Raw genomic sequence first — 16,661 nt, forward strand, 5'->3', positions numbered from 1 at the left:
CAGTCACTCGCAGCAGCAGCCAGCAGCAGGAGGCAGTTCCGTGCCCGCCCACGCCCCCGTACCGACCACCGACCCCCTGGCCCGGGAGCGGGCCCACCTCGCGTCCTCCCGCTCCGCGCTGCGCGCGATGCGCGAGGACGTGGAGTCCCTGGACATCCGCGACGTCACCGCGAACTGGGTCAACGCCATCGTGCTCCAGGCCCAGATCGACGACCGCATCAAGGCCCTCGCCGACCTCTCCCACACCCCCCTCTTCTTCGGCCGCCTCAACTACCTGCACGCGCCCGGCTCCGAGCTCGCCGAAGGCGCGGAGGGCGAGCAGTTCTACATCGGCCGCCGCCACGTCCACGACGCCGGCGGCGACCCGATGGTGATCGACTGGCGCGCGCCCGTCTCCCAGCCCTTCTACCGGGCCTCCAAGGCCGACCCGCAGGACGTCGCGCTGCGCCGCCGCTTCGGTTACACGGGCGGCGAGCTGACCGCGTACGAGGACGAGCACCTCTCCGACCCGACCGAGTCGGCCGCCACCGTGAGCAAGCTGCTCCAGCAGGAGATCGAGCGCCCGCGCGTCGGCCCCATGCGCGACATCGTCGCGACGATCCAGCCCGAGCAGGACGAGATCGTGCGTTCGGGGCTGTCCGGTTCCGTCTGCGTGCAGGGCGGCCCCGGCACCGGCAAGACGGCGGTCGGCCTGCACCGTGTCGCGTACCTCCTCTACGCGCACCGCGACCGCCTGGCCCGTACCGGCACCCTGGTGATCGGGCCGAACCGTTCCTTCCTGCACTACATCGAGCAGGTCCTGCCCGCCCTGGGCGAGCTGGAGGTCAAGCAGGCGACCGTCGAGGACCTGGTGGCCCGCCCGGACCTGGAGGTACGCGGCACGGACGCCGCCGAAACCGCCGTGGTCAAGGGCGACGCCCGGATGGCGCAGGTCCTGCGCCGCGCGGTCCACTCCCACGTCACCGAGCCGGCCGAGCCGCTGATGGTGGTCCGCGGATCGCGGCGCTGGCGGGTGCCGGCGTACGAGATCGCCGAGATCGTCGCGGAGCTCCAGGCCCGCGACATCCGCTACGGTGCCGCCCGCGACGCCCTTCCGCAGCGGATCGCGCACACCGTCCTGGTCCGGATGGAACAGGCGGGCGAGGCCCCGGACGACCGCGTCCAGGACGCGGTGGCCCGCAACGCCGCGGTGAAGGCCCTGGTCAAGACCGTCTGGCCGCTGGTGGAACCGGCCAAGCTGGTGCTGCGCCTGCTCTGCGACCCGGAGTTCCTGGCGGCGCACGCGGACGGGATCCTGTCCGAGGACGAGCAGAAGCTCCTGCTCTGGCAGAAGCCTTTCCGCAGCGTGAAGTCCGCGAAGTGGTCGGCCGCCGACCTGGTCCTCATCGACGAGGCGGGCGACCTGGTGGAGCGCACGCATTCGCTCGGCCACGTCGTCCTCGACGAGGCGCAGGACCTGTCCCCGATGCAGTACCGGGCGGTCGGCCGCCGTTGCACGACGGGCTCGGCGACGATCCTCGGCGACCTCGCCCAGGGCACGACCCCGTGGGCCACGCGCAGCTGGGACGAGGCGCTGGGGCACCTCGGCAAGCCGGGGGCGGTCCTGGAGGAGCTGACGGCGGGCTTCCGCGTACCGCGCGAGGTGATCGCCTACGCCTCCCGCCTGCTCCCCTCGATCTCCCCGGGCCTGGCACCGGTCTCCTCGGTCCGCGAGACCCCGGGTTCCCTGGTCGTCACGGAAACGGCGGACCTGACGGCGGCGGCCGTCGAGGCCTGCCGGGCCTCGCTCGCGCACGAGGGCTCCATCGGCCTGATCGCGGCGGACGCGCGCGTGCCGGAACTGGCGCAGGCCCTGCTGGAGGCGGGTCTGCCGTACCTCTCGCCGGGCGAGGAGACGACGGCGGAGTCCCGCCTGACGCTGGTCCCGGCGTCGCTCGCCAAGGGCCTGGAGTACGACTACGTGGTCCTGGACGAGCCGGCGGCCGTGGTCTCCGGCGAGCCGGACGAACGCACCGGCCTGCGCCGCCTGTACGTCTGCCTCACCCGCGCCGTCTCGGGCCTGACCCTCCTCCACTCGGCCCCTTTGCCGGAGGCGCTGGCCTGAACATCCAGCCCCTCCGGCGTTTGAGGAGCGGGGTCCAGGGCGGAGCCCCGGGGAACGGTGGAAGGGTGGGTAGGGGACAGCCGCCCGCAGGGCCCGCCCGCATCCCCGGCCGGTCAGGCCAGGGCGGCCCGCCAGTCGGCGACGGCCGCCGCGGAGACCGGCCGGTCCCACCCGGAGGGACGGGCCGCGCCGCCGATGTGGAAGGCGTTGATGCCCGCCTCGCGCAGGACCGGGAGGTGGGACAGGGCCAGGCCGCCGCCGACCAGGATCCGCGGCTCGTAGCCGGGGGTCCCCGTGCGGGCGGCCTCGGCCAGGAGGACCGGCAGGCCCTCGTCGACGCCGCCCGCGGCGCCCGCCGTCAGGTAGGTGTCCAGGCCGGGGAGGTCCGCCAGCGCCTTGCGGAGCTGGTCGCGGTCGGCCGCCCGGTCGATGGCCCGGTGGAAGGTCCAGCCGCAGCCGCCGAGCTCTGCCACGACCGTCTCGACGGCGGCCAGGTCGGGGGTGCCGTCCGGGTTCAGGAAGCCGAGGACGAACTGGTCGGCCCCCTCCGCGCGCAGCGCCCGTACCTCCGTGACCAGGCGGTCCAGGTCCTCGGCGGTGCCCGCCGAGAAGCCGTCGGCCTTGCGGAGCATCACGCGCAGGGAGATGTCGACCGACGCTCTGATCGCCGCGAAGGTCTCGCGCGGCGGGGTCAGCCCGTCGGCGGCCATGTCGGTGACCAGCTCGAGTCGGTCCGCCCCACCGGCCTGGGCCGCGATCGCGTCCTCAGCGTCGAGGGCGATCACCTCCAGGAGCGCACGGTTGCTCATGTCATCCATCCTTCGGAAAACTGCTCGTATGACCCTTCCGGGCCAGTATGGAAAATAGGTCTAGTCCAATATTCAGGGTACGGGTCTTCGCCCGCCCTTCACCAGCACAATCACGCCACCACCACAATGTGCGCATGACCTCCGACACGCAGGGCAGCGCCACCGACCGCGCCACCGGCCTCCGAACCCGCTGGCACGCGACCGCCACCGCCGCCGGCGCCGACCGCGATCCCGCCCCCTACGCCGACCGGCTCCTGACCGCCTGGGCGGAGCCGCAGCGCAGGTACCACACCACCGCGCACCTGGCCGACGTACTCGCGCGGATCGACGTACTCGCCCCGCACGCCGCCGACCGGGCCGCGCTGGACCTCCCCGCCGTGGAGCTCGCGGCCTGGTTCCACGACGCCGTCTACCGTCCCGACCGCTCCGAGAACGAGGAGCGCAGCGCCGCCCTCGCCGAGCGCGCCCTGCCCGAGCTCGGCATCGACGCGGAGCGCACCGCCGAGACGGCCCGCCTGGTGCGGCTCACCGTCACCCACGACCCCGCGCCCGGGGACACCAACGGCGAGGTGCTGTGCGACGCCGACCTCGGGGTCCTGGCCGGGACCCCGGACGCCTACGCCGCGTACACCGCCGCCGTGCGCGCCGAGTACGCCTTCGTCCCCGACGCGGCCTTCCGCGAGGGCCGCGCCGCCGTCCTGCGCCAGCTGCTGGACCTGCCGCACCTCTTCCGCACCCCGTACGGGGCCGCGCACTGGGAGGCCCCGGCCCGCACGAACCTGGCCGCCGAGCTGGCGGGGCTCGCATAGAGGGAATGCACGCAGAGGGAATGTGAAACGTTTCTCCGGGGTTGGTGTAGTTCATGCCCGTAGCAGCCGAACGCACCCGCATGCCCGTCGCCGTCTACATCCTCGGCCTCTCCGTCTTCGCACTCGGAACCAGTGAGTTCATGCTCTCCGGGCTCCTGCCACCCATTGCCGAGGACATGGGCGTCACCATCCCCCAGGCGGGCCTGCTCATATCCGCCTTCGCCATCGGCATGGTGGTGGGTGCGCCGCTGCTGGCCGTGGCCACCCTGCGGCTGCCCCGCCGCACCACCCTGGTCTCCCTCATCAGCCTCTTCGGCCTCGGGCAGGTCGCGGGCGCGCTGGCCCCCTCCTACGAGCTGCTCTTCGCCTCCCGCATCGTCTCCGCGCTCGCCTGCGCCGGCTTCTGGGCCGTGGGCGCGGCCGTGGCCATCGCCATGGTCGAACAGCACCAGCGGGCCCGCGCCATGGCCGTCATGATCGGCGGCCTCTCCATCGCCAACGTCCTCGGCGTCCCGGCCGGCGCGTTCCTCGGCGAGCAGTTCGGCTGGCGCTCCGCGTTCTGGGCCGTGGCCGCCGCCTCCGCCATCGCGCTCGTCGGCATCCTCACCCTGATCCCGAGGATCCCGCTGCCCGAAGAGAAGCCGACGCTCTCCCGCGAGCTGCGGATCTACCGCGACCGCCAGGTCTGGCTGTCGATCGGCGTCACCGCGCTCGCCGCGGGCGGCGTCTTCTGCGCCTTCAGCTACCTGTCCCCGCTGCTCACCGAGGTGGCCGGGCTGGATTCCGGCTGGGTGCCGTGGATCCTGGGCCTCTTCGGGGTGGGCGCGCTGCTGGGCACCACCCTGGGCGGGCGGATCGCCGACGCGAACCTCTTCGGCGTGATGCTGTGGGGCATCACCGCCTCCACCGTCTTCCTGACGGCCCTCGCCCTGCTGGCCTCCACCGCCGCGGCCGCGATCGCCCTCTCCTTCCTCCTCGGCTTCTCGGCGTTCTTCACCGCCCCGGCGCTCAACGCCCGCATGTTCAACGTCGCGGGCGCCGCCCCCACCCTGGCCGGAGCCACCACCACGGCCGCGTTCAACCTCGGCAACACCGGCGGCCCCTGGCTCGGCGGCACCGTCATCGACGCCGGCTACGGCTTCTCCGCCACCGCCTGGGCGGGTGCCGCGATGACCGTCACCGCGATCGGGCTGGGCCTCGTCGCCCTGCGCCTGGACCGGCGCACGAGGCCCCGTACGGGCACGGGCGCGACCCGCGTCGTGGCCTCCTCGGAAGCCACCCCGCGCACCGCCGACGTCCGGCAGCCCGCGGGCCACTGAGACTGCCGGAACCCGGCATGCCGGGGGACCCCGCCCAGGGCCTAGCGTGAGCCCGTCCGGCGGGGGGCCGGACGCTGAAGAGGTGAGACGGGGTCATGGAAGACGGCTACGGTCCGGGACTGTTCCTGCTGGGGTGGGGGCTCCTCGCAAGTGGCACGGGACTGCTCCTGGCGACCGACTTCCGGGGCACGGCCGGGCGGTTCCTGGACTTCCAGGAACGGACCGGCCGCCGGACCCCGTCTCCTCTCGGCCCGCCCAGGAAGGCGCGGATCAAGAGGCTGCGCCTGATCGGCGCCGCCTTCTCCGTGGCCGGGCCGCCGGTCTTCGTCTTCGCCCTCCTGAACCTGGCAGAACACGGCATCGGCGCGGGGGCCACCGCCCCACTGCACGTGCCGTGGCCGGTGGCGGGGGTCGGGTGCCTGGTCGCCGCCTACATCACCTGGAGCCTCTGGCGCCCCGCGGGACAGTCCCGGCGGATGTGGACCGGAGGCGGCTGGGTGTGCCGGACCGCACTCGTACTGCACACCGCCGCGGTCCCCGCCTTCGCGGCATCCCCGTCCTACGGCAACCTCGCGATCCTGCAGAGCATTTTTCTGATCGGCGCCCTCGCGCAGATCACCGTGATGACCTCCGCCCCGGGCGCCACCGAGGCCCCGGACACCCCTACGGCGCCGGCCGCCCCTTAGGCCTGCGCAGGCCCGCCGCCGTCAGCCGCCGGACCAGCTCCTTGCTGCCGATCTCGACCGCGCCCGCACCCACCGCGTCCTCGTAGCGGTGCGAGGGCACGTCGTAGTGGTCCCGCTCGAAGGCCCGCTCCGGACAGCCGATCGAGGCCGCGAAGGCGTGCAGCTCCTCGTACGAGACGTCGCTGACCAGGTGCGACCACATGCGGCCGTGGCCCGGCCAGTCCGGCGGGTCGATGTACACCGTCACCGGCGGCTCATCCGCCGCACCCGGGCTCCACGGCGGCTCATTCGTCGTACCCGGAGCCGGAGCCGAAGCCGCCCGCGAAGACGGGTCCGAGTCCGCCGACCGGCGCCACCCGCACGCCGGCTTCCGAGCACACCCACATCGGGTCGGGTCCGAGCTCGGGCTCCACGTCCAGCGCGTGCGGTTCGCCGTGGTTGCAGACCGGGCACAGCGGCCAGCGCCCGTACTTCTGCAGCAGTGCGTCCTTCACGTCCTGGGCGACGAGTCCGGCGAGGTAGTCGACACCCTCCGGCCACTGCTCCACCCACCACCGGCGGTGCGTGACCGAGTTCTCGACGAGGGAGACGACATCGGCTTCGGCGACCTCGCCCGCGACGAGATCGGCGAGTACGAGGGCGCGTGCGGCGTGCAGCGCCTGTTCCAGGGGGGTCGCGTGGTCCATGGAGACATTGTGGACCCGGACGGCCCAACTGGCGAAGGTCCTCTTGCGCCGGTGACTTATGGCGTCTTGACGCCCCCACCCGGCTGAAAATAGATTTCAAGCGTGAGCAAGAACGTGAAAGAAACCTTCAGCGGTGGTGCGGACGCGACCTCCCCCGTCCCCGCCCCCGCCGCCCTGCGGGCCCGCGTCCGCAGCCTCGGCCCCTCGATGACCCGCTCCATGCAGGCCGTCGCCGAAACCGTCGCCGAGGACCCCGCCGGGTGCGCCGCGCTCACCGTCTCCGACCTCGCCGCCCGCACCGGCACCAGCGAAGCCACCGTCGTGCGCACCGCCCGGCTCCTGGGCTACCCCGGCTACCGCGACCTGCGCCTCGCGCTCGCCGCACTCGCCGCCCAGCAGGAGTCCGGCGCCGCCCCGGCGGTCACCGTGGACATAGCCGTCGACGACTCCCTCGCGGACGTGGTCGCCAAACTGGCCCACGAGGAGGCACAGACCCTCGCCGACACCGCCGCCGGCCTCGACGTCACCGCCCTCGCCTCGGCCGTCACCGCCCTCGCGGGCGCCCGCCGCATCGAGATCTACGGAGTCGGCGCCTCCGGCCTCGTAGCCCAGGACCTCTCCCAGAAGCTGTCGCGCATCGGCCTCATCGCCCACGCCCACAACGACCCGCACCTGGCCGTCACCACCGCCGTCCTGCTGCGCCCCGGCGACGTCGCCATCGCCATCACGCACTCCGGCGGCACCGGCGACGTCATCGAACCCCTGCGGATCGCCTTCGAGCACGGCGCCACCACCCTCGCGCTCACGGCCCGGGCGAACTCCCCCGTCGTCCACTACGCCGACCTCGTGCTGGCCACCTCCGCCGCCCGCGAGACCCAGCTGCGCCCGGCCGCCATGTCGAGCCGGACCAGCCAACTGCTCGTCGTCGACTGCCTCTTCGTCGGCGTCGCGCAGCAGACCTACGAGACCGCCGCGCCCGCGCTCGCAGCCTCGTACGAGGCGCTCGCGCCCCGGCACCACACCCCCGTACCCACCGCCAAGCGGGGCAGCACCACCCGCTAGCAGCTCAGGAGCCCCACCCATGACCGCGTACGCCGAACTCCGCGCCCAGCTCGCCACCTTGACCACCGAGGCCTTCCGCCCCGAACTGGCCGAGATCGACCGGCTGTCCACCCTCGAGATCGCCCGCCTGATGAACGCCGAGGACGCCACCGTCCCGGCCGCCGTCGCCGGAGAGCTCGAGACCATCGCCGCCGCCATCGACGGGATCGCCGAGCGGATGGCCCGCGGCGGGCGGCTGATCTACGCGGGCGCGGGCACCGCGGGCCGGATGGGCGTCCTGGACGCCAGCGAGTGCCCGCCCACCTTCAACACCGACCCCTCCGAGGTCGTCGGCCTGATCGCGGGCGGCCCCTCCGCCATGGTCAAGGCCGTCGAAGGCGCCGAGGACTCCAAGGAACTGGCCGCCGAGGACCTGACCGCACTGGCCCTGACCGCCGAGGACACCGTCATCGGCATCTCCGCCTCCGGCCGCACCCCGTACGCGATCGGCGCCGTCGAGTTCGCCCGCGGGCGCGGCGCCCTCACCGTGGGCCTGTCCTGCAACGCCGGCTCCGCGCTCGCCGCGGCCGCCGACCACGGCATCGAGGTCGTCGTCGGCCCCGAACTCCTCACCGGATCCACCCGGTTGAAGGCCGGCACCGCACAGAAGCTCGTACTCAACCTCATCTCGACCCTCACGATGATCCGCCTGGGCAAGACCTACGGGAACCTCATGGTCGACATGCGCTCCTCCAACGAGAAGCTGCGCGCCCGCGCCCGCCGCATCGTCTCGCTGGCCACCGGCGCCCCCGACACCGAGATCGAAGCCGCGCTCAGCGCCTGCGACGGCGAGGTCAAGCAGGCCATCCTCGTCATCCTCGGCGGAGTCGACGGCCCCACCGCCGGCGAGCTCCTCACCGCCTCCAAGGGCCACCTCCGGGCCGCCCTCACCCAGACCCCCCGCTGATCCACCCCTGCCACTCCCGGCCACCCCCGGCCGCTCCCCTGCCACTCCCCGCTGACCCCGAGCAGCAAGGCGAACACCAAGATGTCCACTGACAAGAACCGCGCCACAGCCGCCGCGATCCTTCCTCTGGTCGGCGGTCCGGACAACATCCTCTCCATCGCGCACTGCATGACGCGCCTGCGCATCACCCTGCGGGACCGCTCCCTGGTCCAGGACGAAGCGCTCAAGGCCGTGCCCGCCGTCATGGGCGTGGTCGAGGACGACACCTACCAGATCGTGCTGGGACCGGGCACCGTCGCCCGCGTCACGCCCGAGTTCGAGGCCCTCGTAGCGGAAGGCCGCTCGGCCGCCCCCGCCGCCCACTCCGTGACGGCCGACGAACTGGCCGCCCAGGGCGCGGCGATCAAGGACGCCCAGAAGGCCAAGAACTCCACCCCCTTCAAGCTGTTCCTGCGCCGCATCGCCAACATCTTCGTCCCGCTGATCCCCGCCCTGATCGGCTGCGGCATCATCGCCGGCCTCAACGGGTTCATCACCAACATGGGCTGGCTGCCCGCCGTCGTCCCCGCGCTGGCCGCGATGGCCTCCGGCTTCATGTCCCTGATCGCGGTCTTCGTCGGCTACAACACGGCCAAGGAGTTCGGCGGCACGGCGATCCTCGGCGGCGCCGTCGCCGCGATCATCGTCTTCCCCGGCGTGGCGAAGATCGACGCCTTCGGCCAGCAGCTCTCCCCCGGCCAGGGCGGCGTCCTGGGCGCCCTCGCGGCGGCGCTCCTCGCCGTCCAGGTGGAGAAGTGGTGCCGCAAGTGGGTCCCCGAGGCCCTGGACGTCCTGGTCACCCCCACCCTCACGGTCCTCGTCTCCGGCCTGGTCACCCTCTTCGGCCTGATGTTCATCGCCGGTGAGGTCTCCACCGCCATCGGTACGTTCGCCACCTGGCTCCTCGCCACCGGCGGCGCCTTCGCCGGCCTGGTCCTCGGCGGCCTCTTCCTCCCCCTCGTCATGCTGGGCCTGCACCAGGCCCTGATCCCCATCCACACCACCCTGATCGAGCAGACCGGCTACACCGTCCTCCTCCCCATCCTCGCCATGGCGGGCGCGGGCCAGGTCGGCGCGGCCATCGCCGTCTACTACAAGCTCCCGCGCAACCGCTCGATCCGCTCCACCATCAAGTCCGCCCTCCCCGCCGGCTTCCTGGGCGTGGGCGAACCCCTCATCTACGGCGTCTCCCTCCCCCTGGGCCGCCCCTTCATCACCGCCTGCATCGGCGGCGCGGCGGGCGGAGCCTTCATCGGCCTCTTCAACCAGCTGGGCACCGCCTTCGGCTCCACCGCCATCGGCCCCTCGGGCTGGGCCCTGTTCCCGCTCCTCGACGGCAAGTCGGGCATGGGAATGACCATCGCCATCTACGCGGGCGGCCTGGCCGTCGGCTACCTGGTCGGCTTCGCGGCCACCTACTTCTTCGGCTTCACGAAGCAGATGCTCACCGACTTCAACACGGACCCGGACGCCGAACCCGCGCCCCCCGCCCAGCCGGAGCCCGCGAAACAACCGGCCCTGGCCTGACCCTTCTCCTTCTCCCTCCCGCTCCGAACGCCCTGCTCAGGCAGGGCGTTCGGCATACTCGCGGGCATGGAGATCCCCCCTGGGGCCGAAGCCCTCGAACTCGTCCGCCTCGCCCCCCGCCCGGCCGATCCGTGGGGTCCGATCAGTGGCGGCACCCCCGTCGCCCTGTGGACCGGCGCCGAAGCCGCCGAAGCCCTCGCCCTCGTCGAGAGCCTTCCCCCGGGGGATCCCGCCCGGTGCTTCGTGCCCACCTGGGGCATCCGCGCCCACGACGCCGAGCTGAACCACCTCTACGACGTCATCCCCTGCTTCTCCTGCAACCGGGTCCTCCTCACCGGCCCGGCGGTCCCCGAACCGCTGGACCGCAGCCACGGTTTCGATGGCGGGAGCCCTGCGGCCAAGGCGCTCCTGTCCCTGTTCCGCGCCTGCGAGGAGATACCCGCGGTGGTTCCGGCCGGGCGGATGAGCGCGGGCCCCCAGCCGGTGCTCGAACTCCCGGGCAGCGCCGGTCTCCACCTGCGTCCGTGGGAGCCCCACGACGCCCCCGCGCTGATCCGGGCCGGCCTCGAACCGGACATCCGGCACTGGAACCGCACGGACCGGTTCACCCTGGCCGAGGCCGAGAAGCGCATCGCGCGCTACGGTCGCCGCTGGGAGACGGAGAAGGCCGCGGCCTGGGCCGTCGCCCCGACCGCCGGAGGCGAGGCCGTCGGCCTGATCGGGCTGGCCGACCTCGATCTGCGCGGCGGCAGCGGCGAGATCATGTACTGGCTCCTGCCCGCCGGACGCGGCAGCGGGGTCATGGCCGAAGCGGTGTCCGCCGTGACCCGCTGGGCCTTCGAGGACCTCGGCCTGCACCGCCTGCGCATCACCCACTCCGTATCCAACCCGGCCTCCTGCCGGGTCGCCCTGAAGTCCGGCTACCCCCTGGAGGGCACCATGCGCGGAGCCCTCCTCCACGCGGACGGCTGGCACGACGAACACCTCCACGCCCGCCTGCGCACGGACTGAGGCGGATACGGGCCCGAGTTGGTCCGATCAGTCGGATCTGCCGGTGGTTCGCGCCGGGACGCTCCGGGCGGCGACCGCCCCGAGGCTATGAATGCGTCACCCGACCATCCATGAGCATCGACCTCAGGAGCCACACGATGCGCCCCATCCGAGCGGCCTCTCTCGGCACGGCCACTGCGCTGGCCGCCCTTCTCGCCTGCACGTTCGTCGCGGCCACCGCGGCCGCCGCGACGGACACCGATTCCGCCCAAGTCGGAGGCAGGCACCGGGTCATCACCCTCACCGGCCAGCTCGCGCAGCAGACGCGCTTCCCCGTCAACCCCGGCGGCGCCCCCGCCCAGGGCGATCGGACCGTCTTCCACTCGATCCTCTTCGACCAGGACGGCAAGCAGGTCGGCGACACCGGCGGCACCTGCACCACCACCCGGGTCGACAACGGCGGAGCGGAGGAGTGCGTCGTGACCTACAACCTCCCGACCGGCCAGCTCTCCGTGCAGGGCACGGTCTTCGGCATTCTCAACCCCGGCCCTCCCCCTTCCTTCGACAACGCGATCACCGGCGGCACCGGGGAATTCAGCGCGGCGCGCGGCTCGGTCCACGCCGACACGATCGCTCCGGGCACGAGGCGCTTCACGATCGACCTCGACCGCTGACGGGCTGCGGGACGGACCGCGGAGAGCCTGCTGTGCGCGCCTGGAGGGAGCCCGGTGCGGCGGGCGCCGGAGCGGCCAGTAGGCTCCGCTCCGCAAACGGAAGCGGTCCGTCCCGTGGAGAACATCCCGGGCGTGTTGAAAGAGGCACCATGGCGTCACCTGCCGTCCCCATGGCCCAGGAACAGATACCGGATGCGGTCGCGTCGCTCGCGACCGCCCACAACCTCGGGGAGCATCGCGAGACCTTCCTCCCCCAGCGCATGGGCACCGGGCGGATGATCGGGCTCTTCGTCTTCATGCTGTTCGGCCTGGCCTGCTTCGTCCTGCCCGGCCTGATGTTCGTGTGGATCCTGATGCAGAGCCCCAACCTGTCCCGCAAGCAGGCGGCCAAGCGCATCCACCTCTTCGAACACGGCATGGTCGTCGCCGATCACACCGGCCCGACCGACGCGTTCCGCTGGGACTCGCTGACGGCGCTCCAGCAGATCACCAGGAAGTACGCCAACGGCGTCTACGTCGGGACCACTTACCTGTACACGCTGTTCAAGCAGGACGGGTCCTCGGTCAAGCTGACCAACTTCTACGCCGACCCGGAGCGCTGGGGCGGGGCCATCCAGCACGAGATCACCCGGGCCCAGCTGCCCCACGTGATGACCCTGCTGGAGCAGGGCGGCACCGTCCGCTTCGGCGACATCGCGATGACCGGGAGCGGGATCTCCACCGCCAAGCGCGGCGCCGTGCAGTGGAGCGAGATCCAGAAGATCGAGATCAAGAACGGCACCGTCTTCCTGACGAAGGCCGGCAAAATGCTGTCCTGGTCGAACACCCCGGTCGCGAAGATCCCCAACTTCTTCCTGTTCCTCGCCGTCGTCGACCACCTCCGCGGCTGACCGTCCCGCCCTCGGCTAGGACCGTGGTGCGACCGCTTCGAGGTCGTCGATGGTGCCGGTCATGACGGCCCTGATGTGCTCGGTGAGGTGTTCCGCCGGCCAGTCCCACCAGGCAAGGGCGAGCAGGCGGGTGATCTCGTCCTCGCTGTAGCGGGTGCGGATGAGTTCTGCCGGGTTGCCTCCGACGATGCCGTAGTCGGGGACGTCGTCCACGACTACGGCGCCGGAAGCGATGATCGCGCCGTGCCCGATGCGCACTCCGGGCATGACCAGGGTGTCGTAGCCGAACCAGACGTCGTTGCCGACGACGGTGTCCCCCCTGCCCGGCAGGCCGCCGAGCAGGTCGAAGTGCTCGGCCCAGGATCCGCCCATGATGGGGAAGGGGAACGTGGAGGGCCCGTCCATGCGGTGGTTGGCCCCGTTCATGATGAACCGCACCCCGGTTCCCAGCGCGCAGAACTTCCCGATGACCAGCCTCTCCGGCCCGTAGTGGTAGAGCACGTTGCGGGTCTCGAAGGCGGTCGGATCATCCGGGTCGTCGTAGTACGAGTACTCCCCGACCTCGATCAGCGGCGAGGTCACCAGCGGCTTGAGCAGGACCACGCGCGGCTGGTCGGGCAACGGGTGAAGCACCGTCGGGTCCGCGGGAAGGTGACGCATGGCAGTCCCTTTCGGCTCGGCAACAGCTCACGGAAGGCGCGAGCGCTTGGCCCGCTCCTAGGCCCGCTCCCAGGCCGGCACCTTAGCCTCGGCCACCGCGCCCGCGTCGACCTCGCCGCTGCGCCACAGCGGGGCGAAGGAGACCAGGAGGAGGACGGCTCCGAGGGGTATGAGGTCCTTGTCTGCGAAGGGGAGGGTGGTGTCGATGAGGACCAGGAACGGGGCCCACGGCTTGAGGACGCGGCGCTTGGCGAGCTGGGAGACCAGGATCAGCTGGCCGACGAAGAACAGCAGCGGGCCGAAGTCGTAGAACGCCGGGAGCACGCCGGGTATCTCCTGGACCCGGGTGAACATCTCGTCCATGGCACCCCGGTCCGCCGACAGGAACCCGACCACCAGGTCGATGGCGAACTGCACGCCGACGGCTATCGCTCCCGCCGTGCCGGTCCACATCCCCACGGCGGCCAGCCGGTTGCGGCCCGCAGCTTCGCGCATCGCCGCGAAGCCCCGTACGAAGAAGAAGAGGGCGCCGAGGAAGCACAGGTGGCCCAGGCTCCATGCGAGGCCCGGACCGCGGCTGCCGTCGAGGCCGTCGATGATGCGGATGACACCGTAGGCACCCATCAGAACGGGTGCGGCCAGGAAGGCAGTTCGCGTATTGATCATGCAGATGACGCTACGGGGACGGGACCCCGAGTCACATCCGGTAGCGACCCCCGAGATCCCCTGAGAGACATCCCTGAGAAGTCGTGCGGGCAGGCGCGCCGACGGTCAGTGACCCCGGCCGGTCTCCCGGCCGGGGCGCCGCGTGTCAGAGGCCGCCGGTGAACAGCAGTTGGTTCGGGCTGCCCTTGCTGACGCTCTTCAGCACGTCCTTGGTGGACGCCTCGTCGATGAACTCGTTGATCTCCGCCGGGGTCGCGGTCGGGTGCGCCTGCTTGTAGAGGACGGCGACACCGGCGGCATGCGGCGCGGCCATCGACGTACCGTCGAGGGCCACGCTGCCGCCGCCGAGCTTCGCGGAGACGATCGCGGCACCAGGGGCGTAGAGGGATACGCAGGGGCCGTAGTTGGAGAAGTCGGTCTCCTCGTCCCACTGGTTGGAAGCGGCGACGGAGAGCACGCGCGCGGCGGACGCGGGCGAGACCAGACACGCGTCCTTCGAACTGTTGCCCGCCGCGATGACCGGCAGCACGCCCGCGTCGGACAGGGCGGTCGCGGCGTTGTCCACCGCGAGCGACTTGTCCCCGCCCAGGGAGCCGTTGAGGACCGCGGGCTGCTTGGCGTTCTTCGCCACCCAGTCCAGGCCCGCGATGATGCCGGAGGAGTCGCCCGTGCCCTCACAGTTCAGGACCCGGACGCTGATCAGGTTCGCCTTGCGCGCCACGCCGTACGTCTTGCCGCCCACCGTGCCCGCGACGTGCGTGCCGTGGCCGTTGCAGTCCTGGCCGTCGCGGCCGTCCCCGATCGCGTCGTAGCCGAAGGTGGCCCGGCCGCCGAACTCCTCGTGCTTGTAGTCGATGCCCGAGTCGAGGATGTACGCGTTCACCCCGGCGCCGTTGCCCTGGGTGGTGAAGGTGATGTCGAGCGGCAGCGCCTTCTGATCGATCCGGTCCAGGCCCCAGGAGGAGGAGGGTCCGAACGCACGGACGCCGTCGCCGGGGACCGAGGCCATCGACGGGGCCGCAACCTTCGCGTCCGCCTCCACCGACTTCACGCCCAGGCTCACCCGGGCGATGTCCAGCTGGAGCTTGGTCATCGGTACGGCGAAGCCGTTCATGGCCTTGGTGTAGAGGAACTTCGGCTTGAGCTTCAGCCGCTCCGCCACCTTGGCCGGGTCGTAGCCCGGCTCCAGCGTCACGATGTACTGCCCGGGGATGGCGTTGGCCGAAATGGTCAGCGGCACGGGGGTCGGCTCGGGCAAGGCGTCGGCGGACGCGGCTCCGGCGGCCACCGGGGCGGCGGCGAGCAGGGCGGCGGTGGCCACACGGGCGATCAGGCGCATCGACATAGAGGGGGCTCCTGAAGGTGGGGGTCGGCATACGAGAGCCGCCTCCGTTCGACGCGGAAGGCGTCCCGGAGTGCGGCTCTCCCCCTTCATCGGCGGGCCGCCGGGGGGACTTGACCGGCCCGCACCTCCTGTCCGCCCGCGCGGGGGCCCGTCTGCGGGCCGGTCTTCCTACCTACCGAAGAAAGGATTCTCTCCCCCGGGTGTCCGGGACCCTCCCCCTCTGCGCGGACTCTGCGCGAACACCCTCGCGCCGCTGGGCGCGGGCCCGCAAGTTCACCCGTATGGAAGGAACCGCGCGCATCCGCCGAGGGGCGCACTCGCCGTTCACCACCACCGGCCTCCGCCGCGCCGCCCGGGGTCGTTGACCGGGCGGGCCGTACGTGGTGGCCTCGCCGTCATGCGCACCCGACCGAGCTGGACCCTGCCGACGGCCGTCGCCGCCCTCGCACTGACCGCCGTGGCCGCCCTGCCCGCACACGCCGCCACCACCACCGCCGCCTCACCCGGACCCGCACCCGCGTCCCGCGCGGCCGCCCCGACCCCGGCCGAGTGGCCCGCGTACGTCGTCACCGTGCACCCCGGCCTCGACCCGGCCGCCGTCGCGGACGCCTACGGGATCACCCCGATCCACGTCTACCGCAACGTCCTGAACGGCTTCAGCGCCCGCCTCTCCCCCGAGCAGGTCGAAGCCCTGCGGACGACCGCGGTGGTGGAATCGGTCGAGAAGGACGGCACCGCGTCCGCCTCCGGCCCCGCCGCCTTCTGAGAGCCGTCCCCGTTCCGCCCCCCAATCAGTGCGGGAAGCCGCCCGTGTCCAGCGTGAGGGGGAAGGGCTCGGGGAGCCGCAGCTCGTCGCCGAAGGCCACCCGGACGGCGTGCTTGTACGCGCCGTTCTGGGGTTCGGTGAACAGGGTGGCCGTGGGGCCGTGCTCGTCGAAGCGGTCGATCAGGAGGTAGACCGGGACCGGGGCGTGGGCGTAGGCCCAGAGCTTCTTCTTCCGGTCGTCCTCGGCACTGCTCCTGGAGGTGATCTCCACGACGAGCAGCGCCTCGGCCGCGTCGACGGGGTCGGAGACCTCGGGTCCTACGTCATCGACCAGGGCTGCCGGGGCGACCACGAGGTCGGGCACGCAGAGGTTGCCGAGCGCGGCGACGTGGATGCCGAGCCACTGGTAGACACCCCACTCGGGCAGCAGGACCCCGTACAGGGCGCGCTGCACCGTGGCCGCGACGGCGTGGTGGTGACGGTGGGGCGGCGGGTCCAAGGTGATCCGACCGCCGTCGATCTCGGCCCGCCAGCCCTTCGGCACGTCCAGGTCGCACCAGCTCCGCAGCAGGTACTCCCACGGGTGACCGTCGGCGTTGCCGCCGGTCTCGGGCGTGGCTGCGGTCATCGCGGATCCCCTCGGCGGTGGCATATGCCAGCGAGGGTAGGGCGGGCCGCCGACG

Annotated in this window: 18 protein-coding genes; 11 read left to right on the forward strand and 7 right to left on the reverse strand. The window is 72.2% G+C overall.

All coding sequences use genetic code 11. The features are described from left to right. Nucleotides 1–40 precede the first annotated feature (40 nt). Nucleotides 41–2,104: a HelD family protein gene (locus OG490_RS16815; protein ID WP_443065828.1), complete on the forward strand. Its 2,064-nt coding sequence runs from the start codon at nt 41–43 to the stop codon at nt 2,102–2,104. Nucleotides 2,105–2,217: 113 nt separating this feature from the next. Here the strand turns inward: OG490_RS16815 and OG490_RS16820 are convergent, their stop codons facing one another. Then, on the reverse strand, nt 2,218–2,913 hold the full coding sequence (locus OG490_RS16820) for a copper homeostasis protein CutC (protein ID WP_330297121.1): 696 nt from the start codon (nt 2,911–2,913) through the stop codon (nt 2,218–2,220). A 134-nt stretch (nt 2,914–3,047) separates the two neighbouring features. On the opposite strand from OG490_RS16820, the gene OG490_RS16825 reads away from it, so the two are divergent. From OG490_RS16825 to OG490_RS16835, 3 genes are all read left to right on the forward strand, one after another. Further along, nucleotides 3,048–3,722, forward strand: a complete 675-nt coding sequence (locus OG490_RS16825) for an HD domain-containing protein (RefSeq protein WP_330297122.1) — start codon at nt 3,048–3,050, stop codon at nt 3,720–3,722. An 80-nt stretch (nt 3,723–3,802) separates the two neighbouring features. Continuing rightward, nucleotides 3,803–5,041 (forward strand): Cmx/CmrA family chloramphenicol efflux MFS transporter, encoded by a 1,239-nt coding sequence (locus OG490_RS16830; RefSeq protein WP_330300954.1) that lies wholly within the window; start codon nt 3,803–3,805, stop codon nt 5,039–5,041. Nucleotides 5,042–5,136: 95 nt separating this feature from the next. After that, the gene (locus OG490_RS16835; RefSeq protein ID WP_330297123.1) at nt 5,137–5,727 is read left to right on the forward strand and encodes a hypothetical protein; all 591 of its coding nucleotides are present in this window, start codon (nt 5,137–5,139) and stop codon (nt 5,725–5,727) included. Here OG490_RS16835 and OG490_RS16840 read toward each other — a convergent pair. Both OG490_RS16840 and OG490_RS16845 read right to left on the reverse strand, forming a co-directional pair. After that, nucleotides 5,705–5,974: a DUF4031 domain-containing protein gene (locus OG490_RS16840; protein WP_330297124.1), complete on the reverse strand. Its 270-nt coding sequence runs from the start codon at nt 5,972–5,974 to the stop codon at nt 5,705–5,707. The genes OG490_RS16835 and OG490_RS16840 overlap by 23 nt on opposite strands. 37 nt (nt 5,975–6,011) lie before the next feature. Next, nucleotides 6,012–6,413 carry a hypothetical protein gene (locus OG490_RS16845; protein WP_330297125.1) on the reverse strand — a complete coding sequence of 134 codons (402 nt, stop codon included), beginning with the start codon at nt 6,411–6,413 and terminating at the stop codon, nt 6,012–6,014. A 102-nt stretch (nt 6,414–6,515) separates the two neighbouring features. Between OG490_RS16845 and OG490_RS16850 the strand changes: the two genes are divergently transcribed. From OG490_RS16850 to OG490_RS16875, 6 genes are all read left to right on the forward strand, one after another. Further along, a complete protein-coding gene (locus OG490_RS16850) occupies nt 6,516–7,475 on the forward strand; it encodes a MurR/RpiR family transcriptional regulator (protein ID WP_330297126.1) in 960 nt (319 codons plus the stop codon). Nucleotides 7,476–7,494: 19 nt separating this feature from the next. Further along, nucleotides 7,495–8,421 (forward strand): N-acetylmuramic acid 6-phosphate etherase, encoded by a 927-nt coding sequence (gene murQ, locus OG490_RS16855; protein WP_330297127.1) that lies wholly within the window; start codon nt 7,495–7,497, stop codon nt 8,419–8,421. Nucleotides 8,422–8,502: 81 nt separating this feature from the next. Then, nucleotides 8,503–9,987 (forward strand): PTS transporter subunit EIIC, encoded by a 1,485-nt coding sequence (locus OG490_RS16860; protein ID WP_330297128.1) that lies wholly within the window; start codon nt 8,503–8,505, stop codon nt 9,985–9,987. Between the two features lie 66 nt (nt 9,988–10,053). Further along, a complete protein-coding gene (locus OG490_RS16865; protein WP_330297129.1) occupies nt 10,054–10,998 on the forward strand; it encodes a GNAT family N-acetyltransferase in 945 nt (314 codons plus the stop codon). A 137-nt stretch (nt 10,999–11,135) separates the two neighbouring features. After that, nucleotides 11,136–11,651 carry an allene oxide cyclase barrel-like domain-containing protein gene (locus OG490_RS16870; protein ID WP_330297130.1) on the forward strand — a complete coding sequence of 172 codons (516 nt, stop codon included), beginning with the start codon at nt 11,136–11,138 and terminating at the stop codon, nt 11,649–11,651. Nucleotides 11,652–11,800: 149 nt separating this feature from the next. Then, complete coding sequence (locus OG490_RS16875; protein ID WP_330297131.1) at nt 11,801–12,541, forward strand: DUF6585 family protein; 741 nt, start codon at nt 11,801–11,803, stop codon at nt 12,539–12,541. Between the two features lie 15 nt (nt 12,542–12,556). Here the strand turns inward: OG490_RS16875 and OG490_RS16880 are convergent, their stop codons facing one another. The 3 genes from OG490_RS16880 to OG490_RS16890 all read right to left on the reverse strand — a co-directional run bounded on the left by OG490_RS16880 (nt 12,557) and on the right by OG490_RS16890 (nt 15,206). After that, a complete protein-coding gene (locus tag OG490_RS16880; protein WP_330297132.1) occupies nt 12,557–13,201 on the reverse strand; it encodes a CatB-related O-acetyltransferase in 645 nt (214 codons plus the stop codon). 57 nt (nt 13,202–13,258) lie between these two features. Continuing rightward, nucleotides 13,259–13,867: a hypothetical protein gene (locus OG490_RS16885; RefSeq protein ID WP_330297133.1), complete on the reverse strand. Its 609-nt coding sequence runs from the start codon at nt 13,865–13,867 to the stop codon at nt 13,259–13,261. A 145-nt stretch (nt 13,868–14,012) separates the two neighbouring features. Next, nucleotides 14,013–15,206, reverse strand: coding sequence for a S8 family peptidase (locus OG490_RS16890; RefSeq protein ID WP_330300955.1), 1,194 nt, complete (start codon nt 15,204–15,206; stop codon nt 14,013–14,015). 403 nt (nt 15,207–15,609) lie between these two features. Between OG490_RS16890 and OG490_RS16895 the strand changes: the two genes are divergently transcribed. Beyond that, nucleotides 15,610–15,978 (forward strand): protease inhibitor I9 family protein, encoded by a 369-nt coding sequence (locus OG490_RS16895; protein ID WP_330297134.1) that lies wholly within the window; start codon nt 15,610–15,612, stop codon nt 15,976–15,978. Between the two features lie 25 nt (nt 15,979–16,003). Here OG490_RS16895 and OG490_RS16900 read toward each other — a convergent pair whose 3' ends face one another. After that, a complete protein-coding gene (locus OG490_RS16900; RefSeq protein ID WP_330297135.1) occupies nt 16,004–16,606 on the reverse strand; it encodes a Uma2 family endonuclease in 603 nt (200 codons plus the stop codon). Nucleotides 16,607–16,661 lie beyond the last annotated feature (55 nt).

Source organism: Streptomyces sp. NBC_00503 (assembly GCF_036346895.1).
Classification (GTDB): domain Bacteria; phylum Actinomycetota; class Actinomycetes; order Streptomycetales; family Streptomycetaceae; genus Streptomyces.